At 36.1% G+C, this 23,226-nt stretch carries 18 protein-coding genes and 1 pseudogene; 6 read left to right on the top strand and 13 right to left on the bottom strand.

The genetic code is table 11. The features are described from left to right. Nucleotides 1-33 precede the first annotated feature (33 nt). The 3 genes from A5866_RS07705 to A5866_RS07715 all read right to left on the bottom strand — a co-directional run bounded on the left by A5866_RS07705 (nucleotide 34) and on the right by A5866_RS07715 (nucleotide 3,907). Nucleotides 34-1,182 (bottom strand): cysteine desulfurase family protein, encoded by a 1,149-nt coding sequence (locus A5866_RS07705; RefSeq protein WP_086443906.1) that lies wholly within the window; start codon nucleotides 1,180-1,182, stop codon nucleotides 34-36. Between the two features lie 108 nt (nucleotides 1,183-1,290). After that, a complete protein-coding gene (ezrA, locus tag A5866_RS07710) occupies nucleotides 1,291-3,012 on the bottom strand; it encodes a septation ring formation regulator EzrA (RefSeq protein WP_086443905.1) in 1,722 nt (573 codons plus the stop codon). 229 nt (nucleotides 3,013-3,241) lie between these two features. Then, the gene (locus A5866_RS07715; protein WP_086278579.1) at nucleotides 3,242-3,907 is read right to left on the bottom strand and encodes an HAD family hydrolase; all 666 of its coding nucleotides are present in this window, start codon (nucleotides 3,905-3,907) and stop codon (nucleotides 3,242-3,244) included. A gap of 195 nt (nucleotides 3,908-4,102) precedes the next feature. Here A5866_RS07715 and A5866_RS07720 point away from each other — a divergent pair, with 195 nt between their 5' ends. Then, nucleotides 4,103-5,458, top strand: coding sequence for an aspartate kinase (locus A5866_RS07720; protein WP_086443904.1), 1,356 nt, complete (start codon nucleotides 4,103-4,105; stop codon nucleotides 5,456-5,458). A gap of 72 nt (nucleotides 5,459-5,530) precedes the next feature. Here the strand turns inward: A5866_RS07720 and A5866_RS07725 are convergent. Further along, nucleotides 5,531-5,970 (bottom strand): annotated as a pseudogene (locus tag A5866_RS07725) (GNAT family N-acetyltransferase). A gap of 302 nt (nucleotides 5,971-6,272) precedes the next feature. Here A5866_RS07725 and A5866_RS07730 point away from each other — a divergent pair. Further along, the gene (locus A5866_RS07730; protein ID WP_086278578.1) at nucleotides 6,273-7,037 is read left to right on the top strand and encodes an ABC transporter ATP-binding protein; all 765 of its coding nucleotides are present in this window, start codon (nucleotides 6,273-6,275) and stop codon (nucleotides 7,035-7,037) included. Then, nucleotides 7,030-8,613, top strand: coding sequence for an ABC transporter (locus A5866_RS07735; RefSeq protein ID WP_086278577.1), 1,584 nt, complete (start codon nucleotides 7,030-7,032; stop codon nucleotides 8,611-8,613). Before A5866_RS07730 ends, A5866_RS07735 begins: the two co-directional genes overlap by 8 nt. Before the next feature lie 200 nt (nucleotides 8,614-8,813). On the opposite strand, the gene A5866_RS07740 is transcribed toward A5866_RS07735, so the two are convergent. The 5 genes from A5866_RS07740 to A5866_RS07760 all read right to left on the bottom strand — a co-directional run bounded on the left by A5866_RS07740 (nucleotide 8,814) and on the right by A5866_RS07760 (nucleotide 13,707). Further along, complete coding sequence (locus tag A5866_RS07740; protein WP_086278576.1) at nucleotides 8,814-9,335, bottom strand: HAD family hydrolase; 522 nt, start codon at nucleotides 9,333-9,335, stop codon at nucleotides 8,814-8,816. 40 nt (nucleotides 9,336-9,375) lie between these two features. Then, entirely contained in the window at nucleotides 9,376-10,215 is an 840-nt protein-coding gene (locus A5866_RS07745) for a Cof-type HAD-IIB family hydrolase (protein WP_086443903.1), read from the bottom strand. A 37-nt stretch (nucleotides 10,216-10,252) separates the two neighbouring features. Further along, on the bottom strand, nucleotides 10,253-11,086 hold the full coding sequence (locus tag A5866_RS07750) for a DUF72 domain-containing protein (protein ID WP_086443902.1): 834 nt from the start codon (nucleotides 11,084-11,086) through the stop codon (nucleotides 10,253-10,255). Nucleotides 11,087-11,227: 141 nt separating this feature from the next. Beyond that, nucleotides 11,228-11,968: an acyl-ACP thioesterase domain-containing protein gene (locus A5866_RS07755; RefSeq protein WP_086278573.1), complete on the bottom strand. Its 741-nt coding sequence runs from the start codon at nucleotides 11,966-11,968 to the stop codon at nucleotides 11,228-11,230. 599 nt (nucleotides 11,969-12,567) lie between these two features. Further along, the gene (locus A5866_RS07760; protein ID WP_086443900.1) at nucleotides 12,568-13,707 is read right to left on the bottom strand and encodes a PTS sugar transporter subunit IIC; all 1,140 of its coding nucleotides are present in this window, start codon (nucleotides 13,705-13,707) and stop codon (nucleotides 12,568-12,570) included. Nucleotides 13,708-14,142: 435 nt separating this feature from the next. On the opposite strand from A5866_RS07760, the gene A5866_RS07765 reads away from it, so the two are divergent. From A5866_RS07765 to A5866_RS07775, 3 genes are all read left to right on the top strand, one after another. Then, on the top strand, nucleotides 14,143-14,988 hold the full coding sequence (locus A5866_RS07765; RefSeq protein WP_086443899.1) for a helix-turn-helix domain-containing protein: 846 nt from the start codon (nucleotides 14,143-14,145) through the stop codon (nucleotides 14,986-14,988). Between the two features lie 222 nt (nucleotides 14,989-15,210). Further along, nucleotides 15,211-15,795 carry a lytic polysaccharide monooxygenase gene (locus A5866_RS07770; protein WP_086443898.1) on the top strand — a complete coding sequence of 195 codons (585 nt, stop codon included), beginning with the start codon at nucleotides 15,211-15,213 and terminating at the stop codon, nucleotides 15,793-15,795. 30 nt (nucleotides 15,796-15,825) lie between these two features. Then, entirely contained in the window at nucleotides 15,826-16,875 is a 1,050-nt protein-coding gene (locus A5866_RS07775; protein ID WP_086443897.1) for a chitinase, read from the top strand. Between the two features lie 115 nt (nucleotides 16,876-16,990). On the opposite strand, the gene A5866_RS07780 is transcribed toward A5866_RS07775, so the two are convergent. From A5866_RS07780 to A5866_RS07795, 4 genes are all read right to left on the bottom strand, one after another. After that, entirely contained in the window at nucleotides 16,991-17,614 is a 624-nt protein-coding gene (locus tag A5866_RS07780) for a recombinase family protein (RefSeq protein ID WP_086278567.1), read from the bottom strand. Nucleotides 17,615-17,659: 45 nt separating this feature from the next. Beyond that, complete coding sequence (locus A5866_RS07785) at nucleotides 17,660-19,801, bottom strand: peptidase domain-containing ABC transporter (protein WP_086443896.1); 2,142 nt, start codon at nucleotides 19,799-19,801, stop codon at nucleotides 17,660-17,662. Nucleotides 19,802-19,816: 15 nt separating this feature from the next. Continuing rightward, on the bottom strand, nucleotides 19,817-22,927 hold the full coding sequence (gene lanM / locus A5866_RS07790; RefSeq protein WP_086443895.1) for a type 2 lanthipeptide synthetase LanM: 3,111 nt from the start codon (nucleotides 22,925-22,927) through the stop codon (nucleotides 19,817-19,819). A 109-nt stretch (nucleotides 22,928-23,036) separates the two neighbouring features. Beyond that, nucleotides 23,037-23,222, bottom strand: a complete 186-nt coding sequence (locus tag A5866_RS07795) for a serine-rich class II lanthipeptide (RefSeq protein WP_139843294.1) — start codon at nucleotides 23,220-23,222, stop codon at nucleotides 23,037-23,039. Nucleotides 23,223-23,226 lie beyond the last annotated feature (4 nt).

Here is a 23,226-nt window from a genome sequence, read left to right on the forward strand (position 1 = left end):
AAGCGATTTTAGCTAATTTTTATTCGTTTTTTCTTATCCATTCAATACCAAGAATTTTTTATACAATTGATTAAAGATAATCATAAACTGCTCAGCTTCAGCAATTGTATTACTTTCATCTAAGCTGACTCTAATAGCAGAAGTTGCTAAAGCATCAGGGACTTTCATGGCATGTAGGGTACTGCTAGCCATTTTTTTCCGGCTAGAGCAGGCACTTGTCGTTGATGTATAAATTTGCTTTTCTTCTAAGGCGTGTACCAGTACCTCGCCACGAATCCCTTTTAGCGCAAAACATAAAATATGCGGAGCAAAATCTGACGTTTCTTTTGAAAAGACCGTAACGTTGGCATATTCTTGTAAAGCTTCAACCAAATAACGACGAATAGTTGCCGTATGCATTGGTTTTCCTGCTCTTTTATCTATATATAAACGCAATGCTTTCGCCATTGATACGATCCCTGCAACATTCTCTGTACCACTTCTTTGATCATTTTCTTGGCCGCCACCGTTTAATAAGGGGGCTAGCTTACGTCCATGTTTCCAATAAATAAACCCAACCCCTCTTGGTCCATGAAATTTATGTGCAGAAAATGTAGCAAAATCCACGCGTGGCGTTAGCCATTGTTCCTGAGAAACCTTGCCAATTGCTTGAACGGCATCCACATGGTAATGGATCGTTGGATGATTTTCTAAACAGTCGCTAATTGCTTGAATTGGCTGGATCGAGCCGATTTCATTATTGACTGCCATAACAGACACAAGAATAGTATCCTTACGAATCAATTTGGCTAGTTCAGCCACTTTTACAAACCCACGTTCATCAACTGGAGCAATCGATAGTTCAAAGCCATTTTCAGCCAATTGTCTTGCTGTTTCAGAAACAGCTGGATGCTCAATATTTGAAATAATAATATGGCGACCAAATGATTTCTTCTCCAAAGCGGTTCCTTTTAAGACCCAATTATCACCTTCTGTGCCACCGCTTGTAAAATTAATCTCGTTTGATTTTACTTGGATCAAATCAGCAATTTGTTTCCGTGCTTGCTCTAGCAAGCGGTTTGCTTGATTACCTAGATCATGTAAACTAGACGGATTGCCAATAATTCGTTGACTAACTTTTACATATGTATCTAACGCTTGAGGATAAATCGGTGTTGTCGCACTGTTATCAAAATATATCATCTAAAAACCTTCTTCTCTTGAAATTCTTTCCTATTATATACTTTCTGCTTTCGTAGTTCAACCGAATACAAAATAAAAGGGTGAGACACTTGTCTCACCCTTAACTAGTTAAATTGCATCCAGATTATTGAAATAGAAATCTTCGATTCTTCTAAATGCTCCTGGCTCCACTCTTTCAAGTGCCGTTCCAATTTCATCTAGTGCATCTTGATATCTATACTCTTTTGAAAATAGTTCTAAACTATTTTCCATCGCTACACGAATTGCTTCGTGTGTATGACGGTAACGATTTGCATACTGCATCATTTGTTCTGTTAATGCAGCAGAGTTAACTAAATCATTGGTTTTCTTATCTAGTAATTCTAAATCTTCATTACAAAGATCAGACAGTTTCTTGATTTCTTCCATATTGATTCTAATACGGTTCAAGGCTTTACTTAATTCTTCGATTCTATCTGTTGCAACAAAGAAGAATTCTAGGTAGTCAGCTGGCAAACCAGGTAAACGTTGTTTTTCAACATGACGTTTGATATTGCGTAAGCGGAAATCATATTGGTCCACTTTTTCTTGAGCAGCTTTCTCACCTTTACGTAATTCTTTTAATGAATCATCAATTTCAACTTGTTGATTTTCGATGTCATCTAAAATTTTGTAACAGTCTTTAAAGAATGCTTGAACTTCTGAATATGGAATGGTATGTTCTTTCATTTTTGGTTCGAAATCTTCATAACGACGAATCAGTTCTTCGATCTCAGCTTGGAACCCTCTTGAACGTCCAAGTTCATTATGATTCAATGTATAACTTTGTGATGTGTGATCCAGTTCGATCATTAATTGCCGATTGTTTTTCAATGCGTGAGCAATGTAATCTCCAACGACTTTATGATTTGTGATCACATATTTCTTAGCATTGATCTCACGTTCCATGATTTCATATAGTGCATCGATCGCATTAGCTGTATCACGGTTTGCAACTTCAACCGCATCAACTTCTGTTTTCTCTAAATCAACCGTTGAATTTTTCACACGTTTTTGAACGCGTCTCAATTCTTCTTCGAAATTCTTTTCAGGGAACACATAATGATCTGCAAGCAGACGTTTGTATCCTTCTTCGATTTCTTTTAGTTGATCTGGGAATGTCCGGTTCAATTCATCATAAAGCGGTGGGATACGTTTCATCACATCATCTAATTCATAGGTGTGACGTTCGGCATTTTCCAATACTTCACGTGCTTCGATCGGATCGCCAGAAGTATTCAATGTAACAAATTGAGTAAACTCAATCTCGATATTTTTGATTTGTTTTTGTAATTCCGGATAAGCTGAACCAAATTCTGATTTTTCGTCATGAAGTAATTTACTGATCTCTTCGTAAACATCTAAAGCTTTTTGAACTTCCAATGAATTGCGTTCTTCACTTTCACGTAGTTCTTTCAAACCATTACGAATGATCTCAACTTCTGATTCCATCTCAGTCATTGTCTCGTCAGCTTCGGCAACTGCTTTTTTTGCTTTCATAAAACGGAAGGTTTCATTTAAATTTTCAACTTCAAAAATCTGACTTTCTAACTCTGCAAAAGAACGAGTAGAAATCTCGGTCCAACGTTGATTCCATTCTCTAAATGTGTTCTGACTTTGCCCGACCATGTGCATTTTTTTGACATCATCGACCTCTTCAATCACTGGTAAGTCGAACAGCGCTTCTTTCCTCTTTTCCAGATCATCGAGTTTCATTTGATTTTTCTTTCTCATAAAATAACCAACTAAATACAAAACTGCTGCGATGATTATTATAGCTAAAACTACGATAATGATCAGATTATTCTTCATTCATGGTTCCTCCGTTTATTAGTCCATATATGATATGCAACAGCCAATAGATAACAAAAACACCTCTATCTACTGTCACAATATTCTCTTATCTACTTAAAATTCCTTAAAAACACCTACAGAAAATTATAGCACAAACCACTCAATCAAGCACTAACAATTTGTAAATTTTTAAGAAATGTTTTGACTTTGTATTATTGTCACGCATCTCTGCCGACTATTCGTTAGTTTAACCGATTTTCTCTGTCTTTTGCAACTTTTTACACACATCACTCAATGTATCGATTTTTAGATCTGCCAATTGCTGGTCCATACCAAAACGAGTATCTTTTATAGCCCAAACCGTTATCCCTGCATCACGAGCCGAACGAATCCCTTTTTCAGAATCTTCGATTGCCAAACAGTTTTTAGGCACGAGTCCTAATTCTTCTGCGGTATATTCATAAATTTCTGGAGCTGGTTTGCTTTTTTTGAATTGTGTGCCGCTCACGACTACATCAAAATAGCTCGTTAATTGTCCTTCTTTTAAAACTTCTTGGATCACTTCTAACGTTGATGATGAGGCTAAACCGATTCTATACCCTTTTCTTTTAAAAAACTGCAAGACTCGTTTGGCATCTGGATCGATCAATCGACTGTAATCAATGGGATGCTCTGCTTTATATTGATGGTATTTTTCATTCAAGAAAGCTTCATCATAGATTGTATCATTAACTTCAAGAATCGTCTCCCATAAGCTTCGCATGTCAGCTCCGATAAATAATGGTATCGGAATCTGTTCAATAGATAGGTCATATTCCTTGAGAAAAGCTTTTCTACGTTGATAATAGAACTCCTCACTATCGACTAACACACCATCCATATCGAAAATAATTCCCTTGTATTCTTGCGTCATTTTGGCGCTCCTTTTTTTGACTATTCTTATTCAGCTCTACCAGTCTAACAAAAGTTTGAAAAAAAATGAAGAAATTTGTTGGAAAATAACGGAAAAGAACGAATAATTGTCATTTTTACAGTTGCTTTTCAGTCCATCTTTCGGTATTCTTTTACTATTATAATGAAAAATCTATTAAAATTAGGAGTGAAAAAAGTGAAAGTCACAAAATTTGGAGGTAGCTCACTAGCATCAGCTGCACAATTAGAAAAAGTTTTACAAATCGTAAAAGAAGACGCTTCACGAAAGTTTATCGTTGTTTCAGCTCCTGGTAAGCGTTCTTCAGAGGACATCAAAGTTACCGATTTACTTATTGCTTACTATAATACTTATTTAAATAATGAAAATACGACTGAAATCACTGGCAAAATCGTTGGTCGTTACGAAGCGATTTTAGATGAGTTGGGGCTTGATAAAGAGATACTAAATGATATTCAACAGGGAATCCAAAAATTGGCTACATTACCAAAGCAGGATAACCCACATCTTTTTGATGCCTTTTTGGCAAGCGGTGAAGATAACAATGCAAAATTAGTTGCCTCTTTTTTCCAACAGCGCGGACTAAAGGCTCGGTATAAAAATCCAAGTGATCTTGGGGTCATTGTCTCAGATGAACCTGGTAATGCCCGGATTTTGCCCTCTTCTTTAAGCAAAATCAACCAGTTTAAAACAACTGACGAAATTCTAGTGATTCCTGGCTTTTTTGGTTTTACAGAAGCGGGAGATATTTGTACATTTTCTAGAGGAGGCTCTGATATCACAGGCTCGATCGTTGCAGCTGGAGTCGAAGCTGATATTTACGAAAACTTTACGGATGTTAATGGGATTTTTGTGGCTCACCCTGGAATCATTCATGAACCTAAAACAATTAAAGAACTAACCTATCGGGAAATGCGAGAATTAGCTTATGCAGGCTTTGCAGTATTACATGATGAAGCCTTGATGCCTGCTTACCGTGCTAGTATCCCTGTCGTTATCAAAAATACAAATAATCCTGAACATCCAGGAACCTTGATCACAACATCTAGAACAGTAAAACACGACCCTGTTGTCGGAATTGCCAGCGACCAAGGATTTGCCAGCATTTATATTAGTAAATATTTAATGAATAGAGAATTAGGCTTTGGGCGTCGTTTATTGCAAATTCTAGAAGAGCTCGGTCTTAGTTATGAGCACATGCCTTCTGGAATCGATGATATTTCGATTATTTTGCGAGAAGAGCAATTGACGATTGAGATCGAGGAACAATTAATGGAGCGCTTGGAGCGTGAACTTGAGCCAGATGAATTACGGATCGCACATGGTTTATCGATGTTGATGGTGGTTGGTGAGGGCATGCGCCAACGGATCGGGGTTATGGCAGACAGCACTGCCGCTTTAGCTTTTAATAAAATCAACTTAGAAATGATCAATCAAGGTTCTTCTGAGGTCAGTATTATGTTTGGAATTCGTGAAGATCAAGAGAAAAAAGCGATCCAAGCCTTATATAAAACATTTTTTGAAGTGGAATAAAATAGGCAAATGATGAGATAAAACGATTGATTGGTTTTATCCCATCATTTTGTTTAGTGTTGTGTTGCTAATTTAATACTTAGTTTTTTTCACCAGATGAGTAATTGGATAAGGTTTACCAAAACCATCGACTGCATCCTCTGATTTAATTTCAAAGCCGTGATTTAAATAGAATTTTTTAGCCTGTTCATTTTGAGTATTCACGTCAATTCTGTTTATCCCTTCATTGTCAACTAGCCACGTCAATATTCTACTACCATAGCGTTTTCCAATAAAATTAGGATCAAGGAATAACATGACTAACTCATGATGATCAAGACCACTAAAACCAACTAACTCATCGTTTTCACTCCAGATAGTTAAGTCAACACTATCTAAATTTTCAGGAATTATTTTTTATAAAAATTGAAATCTTCCTCAGATAAAAAATCATGTGTATTTTTTACTGATCTTTCCCATATTTTGATAATTGAACGATAATCCTCTTTGTTTGCTTTTCTTTTAGTTAACATACTTGTTTCCTCCGTTCGTTGTTTGGTTACCCACTCCTTTCCATTTATCCTTTAATTATTTTCTGAGTATAACCCTAGTTAAAATATGTATTCATTTTATATTTACCTCAACTTTTTGATAGCATTTATCTTAAAGAGGTTTTGTAATGATGTCAACAATTTATCGACTTTTACTGGGTTAATCCTTATTTTTTCTACCAAAAACTGTTGACTTTGATGATCTATTTTCAAAGAAAGCATTCTCATCACGACATGACTAGAGTACAATAAAACTAAGCTATTTATGAAAAGGTGGGGTAAGTATGATCGAGTTGTTTAATGTCAGTAAAAATTATGGAACAAAACAAGCGTTGAAGGAATTGAGCTTAACCATTAAGCCGGGAGAAATTTTTGGTTTTCTTGGGCATAATGGGGCAGGTAAATCAACAACCATCAAAAGTCTAGTAAGTATCATTCAGCCTTCTAGTGGTTCAATCAAGGTTGACAGTTTGGAATTATCAGAAAATCGGCAAGCCATCAAGCAAAAAATTGCCTACGTGCCGGACACTCCTGATATCTTTTTACAGTTAACAGCAGGAGAATACTGGGATTTGATCAGTGCCGCTTATGGACTTGAAGAGACACAAAAACAAACACGCTTAAGTGAGTTGGCTTCTTTGTTTGATATGTTGAGTCATCAAGATGAAACGTTGGCAAGTTTTTCTCATGGTATGCGCCAAAAAACGATCATTATTGGGGCCTTATTGCCTGATCCTGATATTTGGATTTTAGACGAGCCTTTACAAGGGTTGGATCCCCAAGCTGCATTTGATTTGAAAGAAATGATGAAGGCTCATGCTGCCAAAGGGAAAACTGTCATTTTCTCAACCCATGCGTTAGATACCGCAGAACAACTGTGTGATCAATTAGCGATTCTAAAGAAAGGTGAACTCATCTACAACGGTTCTGTTGCTGACTTATTAGCGCAATCACCAAATGAATCTTTAGAATCCATCTACTTGAAGATGGCTGGTCGGCAATCGGATATGCAATTATTAGAACGTATTGAAGGTGATCTGGATGAATAAAACACAGCTGCTTGAATTGACTCGAGTGAATTTACGTTATGCCAACCCGCAAGTGACCGATCGCGCTCGAAGAAAAGGCAAAAGTGGAAAAGCGCTGACACGAGCCTTGATCAATCAGTATTTGCTTTCTGGTGTTCTATTTTTGTTCATCTATGGCGCCACAATGTTTCTGATTGATTTTAGTCAAATGCCAGGGTTCTTTACTTATTATGTCGCTTTATTTAGCATTTTAGCTTTCTCGCAAGGAATCTCGGTCATTTACAATGTCTTCTTTGAAAGTCAGGATTTACCAGCTTATCTCCCTTTGCCATTTAAACAAAGTACGATTTTTTCCGCAAAAATTTTGGTAGTTGCTTTAACAGTTACACCATTTGTTTTTCCAATGTTTGTCGTATTCTTGCTGACTGGTTGGCGAGCAGGGATTTTTCTACCAGTAACGATCATTCTAGCTGTTTTGCTTTTTTTATTAGTTTTAGCTACGGTATTTGCAGTTTGTTGTTTGATCGTCTTTGGCTTAACTCGGACTAAATTTTTCAAAGAGCATAAAAAAATCGTAACTAGTTTATTGTTAGGTATCTCAATGACGATTGCAATCGTTGGGATCATTTTTATGAATGGTCAAAGTTCTTACTCCGAAACAGGTCAAATGGATCGAAGTCCGATCACTATTTTATTGCCCTTGTTTCAGATTGTCGCTAATCCATTTTCTACATCAGGGTTGCTTAGTCTTGCAGGTTTACTTGGCATTTTTTTAGTTTTGATGTTTGCTGTTAAGCTGTTGATTTTGCCAAAGCTTTACGAGCAGTTAACAGATGCAACGACAGCCAAAGGTGCCCAACGTCGGAAATATAAAGCAAATCAAAATTTAGGCCAGCTACTAATAAATTATAATAAACAATTATTGAAAGAACCCAACTTAATTATGCAAGTATTGTCAAATTCTTTACTGATGCCAGTTATTTTTATCGTTACATTTGCAATCGGCGGCTCATTGAATTTAAGTCATTTAGATTTCCGTTTTATTGGGGTGGTCTTTTTAGGTGGCATTGCATTAGCTTGGATGACGATCAATCAAACTTCATTTATCAGTAATTTGATTTCTCTGGATCAAGAAAATTTTCATTTTGTACGGTCTTTGCCGATCTCAATGTCCAAGTATATGCAGAAAAAATTTTTGGTGGGATTGGTTATTCAATTTATTTTAACTGGCGGAATCGCATTGATCGGCAGTTGCCTCTTCCGATTACCACTACTTTTTGGCATTAGTTTCGTTGCAGGTGCCTTATTAGGGAGTTATCTGCTTTGTCTACGATTTTTTGCAAGAGACTATCGCTTTATTTTATTGGAATGGACCAGTATCAGCCAATTATTTAATCGTGGTGCAGGAAATACAGGGTTAGTTTTGACGATGTTGGGGTCAATTTTTGGTAGCTTGATTATTTTAGTGATTTATGGTTTTGCCGCTATGTATCTACCATTTTGGCCGCTCACATTAGGGGTTTTAATACTAATTGTGCTTGTAACTATTTTCTGGGTCCGTTACTATCGGAAAAATTTTTGGACAAATTTTGATTAAGTTATAGACAAAAAGAGGTCGAGATAAAAGCGTTTAGCTCCGAGAAATAAGAGGGGATTCACTAAAATTGCTCTTCAAATTTTTGTGAATTTCAGCTTATTTCCGAAGGAGCTGCTTTTTTCTCGCCGTTTATTCGGATTTAGAGAGCGAAACAAAACTGATTTTCAGTTTTTTCCCGCTCGTTTTCTGCTCTCAAGTAATCAGTTCATTTCAGCAGCGTTTTTCTGACGTTCTAATTCAGCTTTGATCTTTGGCTCCGGTGCAAAATCTGCCTCCCAGTTATCTGGCTTCATCACTTTATGGGTGACGGGATGATAATGTGGTTTACCATCTGGGAAAATTTTTCCCATGTTTGCTTCATGAACAATCGAAAAAACGTCAGTTGGATCGACGCCCAGCAATGAAAACGAACCGTATGTAAAATACAATAGATCGATCAATGCGTCAACTTGTTCTACTAAAGGATCAGTTACTTGCTTTTGTTTGCTCAGAACTTTTTCCTCAGCCTGATCGACTGATACTTTTAGCTGCTCTACTAATTCTTTAAAAACTGCTGGATCATTGTTCGCCGATCCATACAAAAACTCAACTAACTCTTCCGTTTTAAAACCCGCTCTATCTGATGCTTGCTTAGCAGAAAACGGCGTTGGAATTTTCGGTTTTCGATTATCAAATTTCTCGTGAAATGCTTCTGCTTTTTCAAATGGATTATCGATTTTCATAAAGTTCCTCCTCATATAACGATCATAAACTAACTTGAGCCTAACGGATCACATCATAATGACTCAACGCTTGGTAAATACCGTCTTCTTCATTACTTTTTGTTACATACTTAGCGGCCTTTTTGATCTCTTCCTCAGCATTTCCCATCGCTACACCATAGCCGACATGACTCAGCATTTCCAGATCGTTCCAGCTATCACCAAATGCCATCACTTCATCTAATGAGAGGTTAAAATGTTCAGCACAGCGCTTTATCCCAACTAATTTTGACCCCCCTGCTGGAATAATATCTACAGTGTATGGGTTAGATCGAGTCAAATGGCAACCTTCCAGTTGTTCTTTTAAAAAGCTTTCCTCTGATTTGGCACTCAAAAGAACGCATTGATAGATTGGTTCTTTTAATATGGCCAAATCAAAATAACGTTGATCTTTTCTGTGGATAGAAAAGCGACTGACTAAATTTTTGGCGATTGTCACAGGAAAACGCTTTGGTAAAAACCGGGACAGCTTTTTGGCCCATTTTTTTTGCCCAAAGCGCATCAGAGAACTGCCTTCCAAACTCTTTCTTGAACCAAACATGATTTGGCGATGATAGTCATCTGAAAATGTTACGATCCTTTTTAATGTCTCCTCAGGAAAATGATCTGCTCGAATCGTTTCGTCCTTTGTATAAACCAACTGGCCATTATACGTAACAAAAACATCCAGATTCAATTCATCTATCTGCTGGCTTAAATGAACGGGTCCTCGACCTGTCGCAACACCGCAAATGATTCCTTGTTCTTGCGCTAATGCAATTGCCTGTTTTGTTGACTCCAAAGCTTTAGCATTTTTATTCACTAGCGTGCCATCGATATCAAAGAAAATAGCTTTTATCATCTTTTCCCTTTCTTTGTTTCATTTTATATTTGGTTGATTAAAATAGGCCCATTTGTTTGGGATTTAAATTGTCATACTCCAGCTTAAGTGCGGCTTTCATTTCAAGTAAATTACCTGCCGCATCTCCACCAGAATTGTTATTGAAGATCACAGCAACTTCTTTAGCTTCGCCCGCCATTTTTTCGACAGCTTCACTTAATTCCGCAATTTCTTCTGCATTATAACGGTACAACGTGCGTTTCTTGCGCCAATCTTTGTCATTTGCCATCCACCCAGCAGCATTACGACCATGGAATCGAAACAAAACAAATTGATCATTTGTGACGTAAGGAAAAAAGGGAACAGGATTTGTCGGAATCTGTGGTTCATCGACTGCAACTAATGAAAATTGATTATTTTTCATAAATGATAGCGTTTGTTTGATGTACTTTGCCGTATACCATGAACCATTTCGCAATTCGATAGCAATTGGAAATCCAGCAAACCACTGACGAATTTTTTCAAGGTATTGAACATTTTCCTTTGTGCAGCTAAATGTTCCAGAAAATTGAATCAGAAAAGCAAACAGCTTTCCGCTTTCAATCATTGGTGCCATACTCGTTAGAAATGCTTCAACCATTTCTTCTTCATCTTGGTAATACTGTGCCCATTCACCTTGACAACTGATACCGCTATATACTTTCATGACAAATCGAAAATTCTCAGGTACTGATTTTGTCCATTCTCTAACCGAATCCTGCTTAGGAATACCATAATAAGCTGTATCCATCTCAACTAATGGTAAATAGCCCGCATATTCATATAAAGTGGAACGCTTTTTTCCGGTTAATTTATCATGTTCATTAAAAGAAGTCAAACCTAATCGTATCATAGAATTATTTCCTTTCTTTACTTGCTAACATTATTATGTATAAATGTTAAAACGGTTACTCTATCTGTTTATTTTATACTAAAAAAGACTAAGACAAAACAAAAAGTTGTCTCAGTCAGAAAATGACCTAGTTTTATAATGTTATTCGTTTTCTTTCCATTTCATATTCGCTTCACAATAGATTTGACCCTCAATTTGGATTTCATGTTTCGTTGTTTTACCTTCGTCTGTATCAAGGACTTCATAATGACTTTCGACAACTTGACCATACTCGACTTCTTTATCAAATTTCACATTGATATAGGTCGGCTCATGAGTGCTCAGAAAATCATAGCCTAATACATCTAGCATCCAATTGAAGTAAATGGCATTGTTTACATGCTGATTCCCATCAATATCAAAATACCGTACGCGATAAGGAGAAAACTCGCCATTTTCTACTTTTTCGATTTTTTCACTGCGGTAAATTTTCTTGATTTTTTCACTTTCGTACGGTTCAATAATTTCAGGTAAGACGCTACTCATTTTGCGATTTACTTTATCCATTAACACAAATGTCGACTTGATCAAGACACATTCCTGACCTTGTTCATCATGAATCCAAAAGTTTCGATAACAAAAATATTTATTATAGGCGATTGCTTGTGTTGTCACAGCAATTTTTTCCCCAACTTTAGGTAAACGCGTGATCTGGATTTCATAATTGGTAATAACCCAGCCTAGCCCAAATGACGAAACAAAGTCACTTCCTCGATCTAAGGCATCACTTTGTTCTTCGGATGTTTTGATCACAACGGCTAGCATTGACGGAATCGTCATTTTTCTCGTAATATCGCCATCGTAATAAGCTACTTCATATGGGGTCGTAAATTTTTTTGCCACTGGATCTCCTCCTTTTTCACTTATAAAACTAGTTAAATTATAACACAAGATCACTAGATGAAAACAAGTAACAAATAATCTACTATCCTCTTCAAAGTAAACCAGCAAGATTGTTCATTCATACTAAGAAATCGTATTCATTGTGCCTTTTGTTTCTGTTATACTTTGACTAATCATATTTACTTGGGAGGAAATCATGGAAAAGACCAGTATTGTTGGGAAACTTCAAGACCTTGTTATTTCCACTACTGAAGGAAGTATCAACACCACGATTGCACGAATTTTGTAAAAAAAAGTTGGACATGACGCACCGGATATCACGATTGAATCATTAGCAGCTGAATGTTTCACTCCACAGCTAGTATTAGTAGGTTGTCTAAAAAAATAGGGTACTCAAAATTTTCTGACATGAAACAGGCTTTTATTGGTTATCAGCTGGATACTAAAAAATTTATCAATAAAAATAATTTTGAATTAACACTGGGCAAGACTGACAAAGATCAAATACTTACTAAATATATCAAAGATATCACTACCTCTCTCCAATCATTAGAAAGCCATCTTGATTTAGAACAGATTGATGCCTTGTGTCAACGAATTCATGATACTGAGAACGTTTCAATCACATGAAACACTTGAAGCAAATGCGGGATCACAAACATTATGATTGGTCCTACTACAAAAGGAATCACGAAAATCGTATTCAACACTATTGGTATTCCGAAGATAACTGGTTCATTGATACCAAAAAACGTTGCTGGCAATGCCATTTTCCCTAACTTTTTATAGCGTTCACTTTTTGCTGTAAAAGCCATCAGCATAGCTAATCCTAATAAAGCACCTGAACCACCTAAGCTTGCATAAGTTCCGTAATGTTGATAAGTGATCACATTTGGTAATTGCTCGCCTGCTTCAAAAGTCGCCAGATTCATCAAACTTAGCGGAATAAAAACGGTTTGTAATATAAGACGAATGATCATATATCCATAAATCCCAAAAAACCATAAAAGCTGCGCTACAATGATTAAAAGGATAAATGACCAAGGGCTGTTTCCCAATGTTTGTAATGGACCACCTAAAATAGCATAAATAAAATTATTGGCATCTCCATATGAAGTCATTTCAAATCCAAAGCGTATACATGAAAATAGTCCTGTAAGAATAAAAGCTGGTGCGATAGAAGCAAACGATTTTGCAATCGTCGGCGGAACACTTTCTGGCATTTTGATGATGATTCCACGTTTAATCACACCACAATAGATGATTGGAATAACAATCCCTAAAATAATGCCCATAAACATCCCTTTTGCCCCTAAATACTCTGTTCCGATAACATTCTCAACAAAAACTATTTCCCCAGTTTCCAATTGATTGTTTACGCCACTAGGTAGCAAAAGAACAAACATAACTAATGAGATCAGAGCAGCAAAGAAAGCATCTTTTTTAAACCCGAACTTAATCGTTAAATTGTAAACAATAGCACAGACAACATACACGGCGATCAAATCTGTCGTGACCTTTGACGGATAGCTTAGAATAGTGGCTAAGCCTGTTGCTTTTAAAAAATTCTGATACCATTCAAATTGCATACTAGACACTAGTGTAAAAATAGCTCCTAGCATTGTGATCGGTAAAATCATTGAGAAACCATCAGAGATTGCGCTCATATATTGACTATTTTGAATTTTAATTGCAATGGGCATCAATCGATCATTAATTAGTGCTTCGATTTTATTCATTTATTTCACCCCAGCATTTTTTGTAATCGATCACAAAAACAGGATATCATAGCATTCACCTCATGATGTAGACAAGATTTGTACCATTTACAGAAGTAGAGCTTTTTACAATTTTTGAAAAAAACTATTTTTTTAAGTTTTCATAAAATAAATAAAATTTTTATATAAAAATAAAAAAACTTTTTAAAATAGATTGAAGTGCACATCCATTTTAAAAAGCTTCTCAGTTCTAACTAATTGTTTCAAAAAAAAATCTAATAACTAATTTTTTCACACTACACGTGACCTGTATTACCGTAACCAGGTACTTCACACAATAGATCTAAAAGTGTTTCCATCCCTATCCCTCCAAAAAAATTAGTTGATTCTAAGGGGATAATACCATACTATTATATAAAACTAGAACTATAACGCTTAAACATAGAGGGGAAAAATATGAGAATCAAAGGAGCCATAATCCGCACAGCAAGAAAACAAAAAAGGTTATCTCAGGTTACATTAGCCGCTGGAATTTGTACTCAAGGGACTGTTAGTAATATCGAAAATAAAAATGTATGCGACAGTCTTGAAATCCTTGATGCCATCTGCAAAAGATTAAACCTCAGTCTCGAAAGTGTACTGGATGATAATGATGAAAAGAAACTAATATCTTTACTAAATCATGTAGAAGAATTGTGTAATACCTTTAGACACAAAGAAGCTCATTCACTTTTAAAAGAAAAATCGATCAATGTTGCTGATTTCCAAAATAAAGAATTAGAAGTTCGCTGGTTTTATTTTATGGGGATCACGAATTTATTAGGCTATAATAATACAACTGACAGCTTATTTTATTTTTATAGAGCCGACGAACTCGGTGATTCAAATTCTGTTTACGCGATTCTTTCTGTCAATAGTTTAGGCATCGTTTATGAAATGGCTAATGAACTAGATAAGGCTCAGGTTTATTATGAGAAATCCATTGATATGCTGCAAAAAATGACAATCAAAATGCCCATTGAAGCAACCAAGATATTTTTCAATACGGCAAAGTTTTACTCGTTGATCAAAGAATACGACACAGCATTTGACTTAGCTACACAAGGCATGACTTTAAACCAATCTTATCAATCTTTGTATATGCTGGACTTGTTAGCATATGAAGCAGCATTCAACGATTATATGCGCTCTACACACTTAACAACACCCGATTTTAGCAGTGCTAAAGTTTTTGCCTCATTTAATCACAATCAAAGTTTATTAGATGTGATCGAAAATGATGAAAAAACTCTTTCTCGTTAAACAAAACTGCCAGTTGGCTGGGGATTCAAGCTCCTCTCAACTGACAGTTTTTTTATTTTTATCTAAAAACAATCAGAAAAACTTTTTTAGATAAAAAACATATAAAACTTCTCACCGTTTTATCATTTTAAAAAATAATTGCATATTATTTGAATAATATAAAACAACATGTTAAATTTAAAATTGTAAGCGCTATAAAAATATTTTTTAGGAGGAATCACAATGAAGAAAACAATGCTCAAAACAGTCCTTACCCTTGGTTTATTAGCAGGAGGTTTATCCGTTTCAACTACTGTTACACACGCTCACGGATACGTTTCATCACCTGGAAGTCGTGCCTATTTTGGTAGTACTCAAGGTGGCAAAATAAATAAAAATGTTGGACGTGCTAAGTGGGAACCTCAAAGTATTGAGGCAACAAAAAATACATTCACTCCAGGAAAATTAGCTAGTGCAGGCGTTAGCGGATTTGAACCATTAGATGTTCAGACAACAGATCGTTGGTACAAATCAGACATCACAACAGGACCACTTGCTATCAATTGGACCTTGACTGCTCGTCACAGAACTTCTACATGGGATTACTATATGACCAAACAAGGCTGGAATCAAAATCAACCGTTGGATATTAAAAACTTTGATTTGATTGGTCGTGTTGATGATAAAGCCACGATTCCTGAAGCTTCTGTTAATCACACAATTACCGTTCCTAGCGATCGCAAAGGCTATCATGTCATTTACGCTGTTTGGAATGTTTATGACACAACAAATGCCTTCTATCAAGCAATTGATGTCAACGTCAAATAATCAACAAAACAATCCAAAGGAGTCGTGTCCATGAAAATCAAACAACTTATTCCAGCCTTTTTACTCATTTCAGGTATTGCCTTCGGTAATTTACTCACTGCGGCTCCAGTAGAAGCTGCTGATTCGGCCAGTGAAATGGTCAGCGTAGCCAATAAAAAGGTCCTTGTTGGTTATTGGCATAACTGGGCTTCTAAAGGTAAAGATGGGTACAAACAAGGAACATCTGCCAATATTTCATTAGCGGACGTAAATAAAGCGTATAATGTCGTTCCAGTATCATTCATGAAAAGTGACGGTGTCAGCCGTATTCCAACGTTTGCACCTTATAACAAAACAGAGGCTGCTTTTCGTCAAGACGTCGCCTTGCTTAATAGTCAAGGACGTGCCGTTTTACTTGCCTTAGGTGGAGCAGATGCTCATATTCAATTAAAAACGGGGGATGAACAAGCTTTTGCAGACGAAATTATTCGTCAAGTTGAAACTTATGGCTTCGATGGGCTTGATATTGATCTAGAACAATCTGCAATTACAGCTGGTGATAATCAAACAGTCATCCCAACAGCTTTGAAGAAAGTCAAAGAGTACTATAAAACACAAGGTAAGAATTTCATCATCACGATGGCACCAGAATTTCCTTACTTAAAACCAGGTGGGGCCTATGAAAAATATATTACTTCTTTAGATGGTTATTATGACTACATTGCACCTCAGTTATATAATCAAGGCGGCGATGGTGTTTGGGTAGACGAAATCATGAAGTGGATTCCACAAAGTAATGATACGTTGAAGTATGAGTTTCTCTATTATATGTCTGATTCAATGATCCACGGTACACGAACATTCTTGAAAATCCCTAATGACAAACTTGTGTTAGGACTTCCTGCAAATGTTGATGGTGCTGGCAGTGGCTATGTAATCGATCCAAATACAGTTTACAGAGCGCTTAATCAATTAGCTAAAGATGGCAATCCAATCAAAGGCTTAATGACTTGGTCTGCAAACTGGGACACTGGAACAAATGTAAATGGAGTATCTTATAATAATGAATTTGCTACAAGATATGCTCGAATTTTACAATAAATAACCAAAGAGTCGTAGACAAAACTAGAAACTAGTTTTTGTCTACGACTCTTTATCAAAATAAACAGCAAGAAAAGAAGCTACTTACAATCAAGTTAGTAGGCATGTCTATCATTCATTTTTTTTCGCCACTACTAACTAATATCTTTTCAACGTTTGACAAATTCGTTTTCTTTTTCGTCCGATAAACGCCTTCTTTTCTTAGATGGTGGTATATCGTTGACGTTGAAATACCACAACGTTTTGAAATTTCTTCTATTGAAATCGTTGTATTATGATAGAGTTCAAGAGCTTCATTCACTTGAGCAACAAGAGGCGGACGACCCAAAATAACCCCGTTTTTTTTAGCAGCACTCAAACCAGCTAATACACGTTCACGAATCAATTCAGCTTCCATTTCAGCAAAAGCACCCATAATCGTAAAAAAGAATCGTCCCATTGGAGTGGAGGTATCAATATTATTTTCGATACTGACAAAATGAATATTTCTTCGATCAAATTCTTCTAGCAAGCCTAACAACTGCTTTGTTCCTCGAGCTAAGCGGTCTAATTTAAAAATAACAAACGTATCACCAGGCTTCAAAATAGTCAAAGCCTTGTTCAATTCATTCCGAAAACTTTTTCGGCCACTTTCATATTCTTTGAAAATTTTATCGACACCATACTCTTCAAGCGCTTGTTGTTGAGAATCAAATTTTTGATAATGTGTGCTGACACGCATATAGCCAATAACTGCCATTTTATTTTCCCCCCTTATTCTACTTGTATCTCAAGCAATGCTCACTTAAGTGACATTCATCGGATCAAAATAGATTGAATGATAATACCCTTCTAACGCCAATAACTCTTGATGTGTTCCTTCTTCCACGATTTCCCCATGATCCATCACTAGAATCCGGTCAAAATGTTTGATTGTATTTAAACGATGCGCCACGATGATACAAGTAAAATCGTACGTCTTCAATCGATTCATAATAAAGTTTTCAGAAATATTATCTAGTGAACTTGTTGGCTCATCCATCAATAGTAAACTGGTTTCTTTTACCAGAGCCCGTGCAATTGAAATTCGTTGCATCTGTCCACCAGATAAATTCATTCCGCCTTCAGAGATTTGTGTTTCCAAGCCTAATGGCAAATTCATAATGATTTCGTCTACTCTAGAATCAAAAATCGCTTGTTCTACTCGTTCATCAGTTGCCTCGTCCTGATTCAAAACGATATTATCATATAAGGATGCATTAAAAATCGTCGGTTTTTGATTAACGATACTAACACAATTTTTTAATGAACGATCATCAATTTGTTTTAAGTCAATGTCGTTGAATTTGATCTGACCTGACGTGGTATCATACAAACCAGCCAACAATTTTAATAAGGTACTTTTACCTGAACCACTTTTCCCAACAATTGCCACTTTATCGCCAGGTTCAATTTTAAAAGAAACTGAATGCAAAATATCTTCCTCAAAGTAACTGTACTTAAATGATACATCTTCAACTGTCACAGAATCGATCGCAGCTATTTTTTCTCCTTCGATTGCTAGACGAGGATTTTCCTTAGCTTCTAAAATTTCGTTTAACTTACCGAAATAAGAACGTAGTAGTAAAAACTCTGTATAAGAATCAAAAACGGTCACGATCGGTGCGATAAAAGCCCCTGATAATGCGTTGAAGCTGATTAGTTCCCCTAATGTTACTTGGCCTTTGGTTACTTGAAATAGCCCCACATAAATCAATATGATTGGCAAAATAAATTGAATCGATGTTTGGATCGTTCTGACCCAAGTTGAAAAGCGATTTTTCTCTGCTCGCAGCATGATTTGATTCTTGAATTCCTGTCGCCATTTTGAATAAAATTGATTTTCGGATCCTGATGATTTAACGGTTTCCATTCCTTCAAATAATTCTACTAAGATCCGTTGAACTTTAGATTGAGCAATCAATTCTTTATTGGTGATGCTTTGAACTCGTTTAGAATTGACAACTGAAATTGCCCCCATCAAAAATGCACCGAAAATAGCAATCAGCGTTAAACTAGCGGATAAATTGACCATTAAAATCAAATAGATGAAAACAAATAAGAAATCTACTGAGATCGTTAACATCCGCTGACTCATGATTTGCTGAATGATCACGCTGAGGTTAGCACGGAAAATCAAGTCCCCTGTTGAACGGTTAACAAAAAAGCGTAGTGGTAAATGAATGATTTTCTTCATAAAAGCTTTCATCAGCGTTAAATCAAATAAGTTTTCTAGAACAATTAAAACTAACCCTCTGGCAACTTGTAATAAGTAATACGCAATAAAAAGAATCGCGATCGTTGAACCTATTTGAAAGATGTTAGAGACAGCTGCTGTTGAATTGTCAATAATCGTTTGGGTTAATCTCGGAATCGCAATTGTTACCATTTGAATCAATAACGTCAACGCAATAAATAGAGCAACTTTTGCTTTTTGATCATTTAAAATATTTTTTAAAATCGTCCACGTTGCATTTTTTTGTTTTTTTCGTTGTGTGATCGTTACATCAACATCCGTTATAATCAAGGCAATATTAGAGAAGCTTTCTTGAAATTCAGCTCGTTTGATTTTTTTTCGTCCACTTGCTGGATCCAGTATCGTGGCTTCTTTAGCTGTTAATTTCTCCAACACAACATAATGACGTTCTTCCCAAAAACAAATTGTTGGTGTTGTCTGTTCCTCTAAAATCTCTAAATCTAACACACGAATAGCCTTTGTTTCAATTCCTCGATCTAGTAAAATCTGATTCAGATTTGTTAGAGTGTTACCACCCTTTGGTACGCCATAGACATCTCGAAGATGACTTAGCGTTACATTGTCATCATAATAATTCAAAACCATCGCTGTACAAGCTAATCCACATTCACTATGCTCGCTTTGTTCAGTAAATGGTATCTTTTTCGTCAATATGCTTTCCTCCTTTTACATCGGTAGTTCTAACGTTAGTATGTCTGCAGCTTGATCAGCATTATGAATTCGTAAAAGTTCATGGCCAATACCAGCTAGACCTGTGAACAGTCCATATTTAGGTATCGTCGGCAAGCCTTCAAAGGTATACTGTTCATCCTGAATTTTTTGATGGGCTTGTTGCACTTTCGCTCTAATTTGTTCTTTTTGTTGTTTTGTCGCCAAGTCTGTTTTGCTATATTCAATCAAAAACTCTAGATCTCCAAAGTTCCCATGGCATAAGCAATCATCTCTTTTTTGCTGGTTGATCAGTCGCCCTGCGGCAATTTGAATTTCTTCCGCTAAACGAGCATCTTCAAATCCGCTATTCCATAAATCTAAATAGGCTAAACCAATCCCTGTTGAACCATAACACCATAAATCATTGATCATAGGCGGTGTAGGACGGAGATCCAACCAGCCTTTTTTGGCAGGATCAAAAGTCGTTCTTTCTTTGACTAAACATGTTTTAATAATCAATGTGATTTCAGGATCGTTCTCGATTTTTAATAGACTATTTGCTGCATGAATTACACCTGAATAACCATGTGCAAAACCACCTTGAGTTATTTGAGCAAGTTCTAGATCTAAAAGTAATTGTTTAGCAAACAAGAAATAAGCTTTTTTATTGGTTTGTTGATACAGATGCACAAAAACTTTAATGATTGAAGCTGTACCACCATTCCAATCATAACTCTCAACGTTTTCATTTTCGTATCTTTCCATATACTTATTGGCAATCGATTCGGCTGTCTCTAATAATTTCGGTGCATGATTATATTGATAGGTATAAAGCAATGGATAGACTGCGGCAAAAGAACCATAAAATGCTGAAATACTATCGACATAATCCTCTTCCAATTTTAAGACTAAGGCTTCTGCCAACTCGTACGGTTTTTGGAATTTTTGGTCTTTAGTAATATGATACAGTTCACTAAAATACAGATACATCCCAGTAATGCCATCATAAAAATTTTCGTTCATAACGTTGACCACATAATTATCTGGAGTCGTTTCTTCAATGTCTTTCCAAGCAATCGATTCTTCTCCTAAAAAAGCTGCTTCAAGTACAGCTTCACCTACAGCTGTTGCGCCATCTAAAAAGTTTATTTGATGGGTTTGCTCATTTAATGGAATTGTTTTTTCTTGTAAGTCCGTCGAATGATATAATCCAAAGGATGTTTTTAGATAATCTAACTGTTCTTTTTCTTCTAGCTCTGAGAAGTTTCTTAAACGTTGTACTTCGAGATCAATCGCTTTTTCTTGATACATATCTTTGATAATTTCACCTTGACTAGCCATTAAATCTTTTGTGCTAGTTGGATTAAAGAAAATTGGTACATCATGTTGTAGCATATCTCTGACTTCGTAAGGTACTGGATTTGAGTTAGAATAGCCATGCATCCACAGATTTTCAAAGAGTTTCTCCCGCTCGATATAGTCGACCATACAAGTAGGATGGGTGGAGTAATCTAACAAATCACCATAGCTTTGGGTGGTTTTGATCACGTTACGAACAAGACAATCGGAAAAAGTCTTTTCCGCTAAAAAGGCTAAGGTTTCTTTATTTTTCATAGCAAATGCTGAGAATTCTTTAAAACCAGCAATGATGGTTTCGATATAAGGAACAAAATCAACTTTCTCACCCTTATATAAAGGGATATTTTCAGCTGCATCCGTAATATGTTCTTGATACTTAAACTGCATATTGACTGAATCAAAATTAACTAATTTTAGGACTTTATAGGGTAATTTTTGCTCTCCGCCACTTAAAGCACTTAATTGAATCCCTTTGGTCGCCCCCTCAACATCTGCTTCCGCCCGTTCTTCAAATAAATAAATAGGTACCAGGCCACTCATGACTACTGATTCACCATTTTCCTGCATTACTTTCACGATTGCATTTTCACTATCTGGCATCGGAAAATGATTTTGAATAATTGTTTCAAGATCGATCAACACAGGATATTGCCCAAAAGCAAGTACATTTTCTAAATGAAAATCGTTTCCGTTCAATAAATAAACTAAAGCAACCGTTTGACCAAATTGGCGATAATAATGAGTCACTTCGTCTTGCGTCAAACATTCAGAATAGATCAAGCATTCTTCAAAGGTATAATTTTCTTTGACTATTTTTGTGGTCAAATAAAAATCAAATGTTGGTTCCATTTTATTCACTTCTTGAACAAAATGATCAAAACGCTCACCGATCATCAAATTTTTAGGTTTGAAAACAACCTTAATTTCATTACTGAACGTTAGAATCGCTACTGATTTCCCTTGATCATGTGAATCGCCTGCCCCCATTTTTAACCCTGTGAGAGAAATAGGTTGTTCTACTTGGAATACTCGCTTCAATTCTGATCCACTCTCAAAGAGAGCTTGCATCAATTCTCGAAAATTAATCAATTGAAAATCAACCGTTTCAGCATAAAGCCTGGTCAAGACTGGATAGTGGTCAAAAAATTCGACCAGCTTTTCTTGTGTATCAAAACGAGCCATTAAATAGTGCTGAAATCCTTCCTTGTCATCTAATGCTTCTGAAAATGACAACTGCTCTTTCTCCACATGTAAATCATAGACAAAAGTTCGTAAGCCGATGTCCATAAAGCGATTGATTACTTCACCAATATAGTCTGTCATGGCACTTTCCTGAACTTGAACTTCTGGAAAGTCTGCTACGATTTGCTCTAGTTGTTTTTCAAAATAATCAATGTGCAGACGTAAGGCATACGTGAAATTCGCTTTGTTTTCGTCTAAAACATCCCCAACTAAACGATCTTCTTGCGCTAAAATCAGTTTAGTTGTTTTCACCCAGCTTTCGTTATAAATAGCCGCTGAAATATAGGCTTTTTCATCTACAGTCAGTTCCTTTATCGCTAAGTCAAAGCCTTCTTCGGTCAATTGTAATGAAGCTAAAATCTCCTGAAAGCGTTCGTCTGTCACCGTTGTAGGTCGCTTACGCCAGTTATGATAATTTTCTAGATTTCCTTCAGAATAAGACGTATGGTTCTCTAAATAATATTCTGTTAACACATCATATCGTTGTCGAATCGATGTTGCTTTCGCCAAATTTTTAAGACTCATGCCAAACTCCTTTTATCCCTTTATTTATGTAAAATTTCTTTAGTTAAAAACAAGTGCTAGACAAGGCACCTATCAAGAGGACCTCGTCTAGCAACTCACTTATTTTAAATTACCATCCGCAACATCTTGAAGAGCAGCAGCTATAGCTACATCTTGTAGAGTAACAGCTTCTTGATGATGATGAAGATGATGATGAAGACCAGCTCCAACCGAAGCTTCCTTGAACTTTATTCATTTCTTCTGGTGTTAATTCTTCAAAAGATTTTCCAACTTTTTTCTCAGCTTGTTTGTTCATAGTG

It is taken from the genome of Enterococcus sp. 12C11_DIV0727, from assembly GCF_002148425.2.
Classification (GTDB): Bacteria; Bacillota; Bacilli; order Lactobacillales; family Enterococcaceae; genus Enterococcus_L; species Enterococcus_L lemimoniae.